At 61.8% G+C, this 1,987-nt stretch carries 5 protein-coding genes; all 5 read left to right on the top strand.

Annotated elements, in window-relative coordinates:
• Nucleotides 1-26: 26 nt before the first annotated feature.
• Nucleotides 27-242, top strand: coding sequence for a helix-turn-helix transcriptional regulator (locus SMD10_RS25255; protein ID WP_331688483.1), 216 nt, complete (start codon nt 27-29; stop codon nt 240-242).
• Nucleotides 232-468, top strand: coding sequence for a hypothetical protein (locus SMD10_RS25250; protein WP_331688482.1), 237 nt, complete (start codon nt 232-234; stop codon nt 466-468). Before SMD10_RS25255 ends, SMD10_RS25250 begins: the two co-directional genes overlap by 11 nt.
• Nucleotides 469-532: 64 nt before the next feature.
• Nucleotides 533-823, top strand: a complete 291-nt coding sequence (locus SMD10_RS25245) for a type II toxin-antitoxin system TacA family antitoxin (protein WP_331688481.1) — start codon at nt 533-535, stop codon at nt 821-823.
• The gene (locus tag SMD10_RS25240) at nt 820-1,314 is read left to right on the top strand and encodes a GNAT family N-acetyltransferase (protein WP_331688480.1); all 495 of its coding nucleotides are present in this window, start codon (nt 820-822) and stop codon (nt 1,312-1,314) included. Before SMD10_RS25245 ends, SMD10_RS25240 begins: the two co-directional genes overlap by 4 nt.
• Before the next feature lie 17 nt (nt 1,315-1,331).
• On the top strand, nt 1,332-1,987 hold a 656-nt coding region (locus SMD10_RS25235), incomplete at its 3' end, for a recombinase family protein (protein ID WP_331688479.1).

Below are 1,987 nucleotides of genomic sequence, written 5' to 3'. Positions count from 1 at the left end.
AACAACCAGCAGGAGCCAGAAGAGCCATGCGCGAGCCAGACCGTATTGTCCGCATGAACACCGTCCTCGCCCGCACCGGGCTGTCCAAGTCCACCATCTACCGAAAAATCGCCGAGGGCACCTTCCCACCCCAACTCAAGATCAGCATCAACGGCGCGGGATGGAGAGAATCCGACATCAACCGATGGGTTGCCGATCCGGTCGGATGGAGGCCAGAGGAAGAGGTCGGCGATGGCCGATGACAAAAAGCGGTACGGCAGAGAGGTACCGGCCAACGACAATCACGCGCCGCACGGGCAGAGCACGAGAAGCGACGCCGACGCTTTCGAACGGCTGGATAAGGTGGTGCTGTCCATCGCTCGTCTGATCGGTAGGCGGATGGCGCGCGAGGATTACGAGAAGGCCATGCATGCAGCCAATGATAACGGCTCACGGGCCGGCGACGGGCAGGACGGCGAGGACAGATGATGTGGCGCATGGATGTCTTGACAATGTCGGACATCTTGCTAAGATAGGATCAGGAGATAATGCTATGACCACGCGCATCACCCGCACCGAAAAACTAGATCTGCGCCTGACGGCGGAGGCCAAGCATACCCTGACGGCTGCCGCACAGGCACAACGCCGTTCTTTGAGCGAGTTCGTGCTTGAAAGCGCGCTCGGCCGGGCCGAGGAAACCCTTGCCGACCGTCGCGTTTTCCAGCTTCCGCCCGAGAAATGGGAAGCTTTCATCGCCGCGCTGGACGCCCCGCCGCGCGATCTGCCTCGCCTACGCAAGCTTCTGAACGGGCCGAGCGTCTTTTCGGACGATAATCGTTCGTGACGAACCTTCGTGTCGAGAAGCTGCATCGCCGCCATGCCGTCGAGGCGTTCGATTGCGGCGAGGATGCGCTGAATCGGTTTCTGGTCCGCTTTGCATTGCCAAACCAGATGGCGAACGCCTCGCAGACTTATGTGGGTGTCGCGGACAATGAGGCCATAGTGGGTTTCTACACGCTCGTTGTCGGCGAGGTCCGCTACGAAGGTGCGCCCGAGCGGCTGACCAAGGGACTGGCTCGACATCCCGTGCCGATCATGCTGCTGGCCCGGCTTGGAACAGACATGAATTGGCGGGGCAAAGGGATCGGAGCGGGCTTGCTGCGTGATGCTGTTTTGCGAACACTTCAAGTGGCCGACATCGCTGGCGTCCGTGCTCTCGTGGTACATGCCAAGAACGAGGCGGCGCGTTCATTCTATGAGCGGTTCGGCTTTCAGCCCTCGCCCACCGACCCGCTGCATCTGGTTGCGCTCATCAAGGATTTGAGGAACCTCTAGCCAGGAAAGTCACTGCCATGATCCGCATTGCCCTTTACGCCCGCTATTCGTCCGAGAACCAGCGCGACGCCTCCATCGAGGACCAGTTGCGCCAGTGCCGTGAGCGCGCGGTGCGCGAGGGCTGGACCGTGGTGGAAACCTATGCCGACCGGGCCATCTCCGGCTCATCCATGATCCGGGCGGGCATCCAGTCTTTGCTTGCCGATGCACAGGCAGGCCGCTTCGACATGGTGCTGTCCGAGGCACTGGACCGCATCAGCCGCGATCAGGAGGATGTGGCCGCCGTGTTCAAGCGCCTGCGCTTCGCGGGCGTCTCCATCGTCACCCTGTCGGAAGGCGAGATCAACGAGCTTCACGTCGGCCTGAAAGGCACCATGAACGCCCTGTTTATCAAAGACCTCGCCATCAAGACCCATCGCGGCCAACGCGGGCGTGTCGAAGTTGGCAAGAGCGGCAGCGGCAGGGCCGCCTACGGCTATCGTGTCGTCCATCAGCTCGACGCCAATGGCGAGCCGATCCGGGGTGAGCGGGCCATCGTGGAGAACGAGGCCGAGGTGGTGCGCCGCATCTTCCGCGAATACGCTTCTGGCAGAAGCCCGAAGGAGATCGCATTCCAGTTGAACCGGGAAGGTGTTCCCGGTCTCCGCAACCGTCCCTGGATCGACGCCACCAT

The sequence above is a fragment of the Consotaella aegiceratis genome, assembly GCF_036541425.1.
Classification (GTDB): Bacteria; Pseudomonadota; Alphaproteobacteria; order Rhizobiales; family Rhizobiaceae; genus Consotaella; species Consotaella aegiceratis.
Note: the sequence above shows the minus strand (reverse complement) of the source record. Positions and strands in the feature narration are given on the sequence as shown.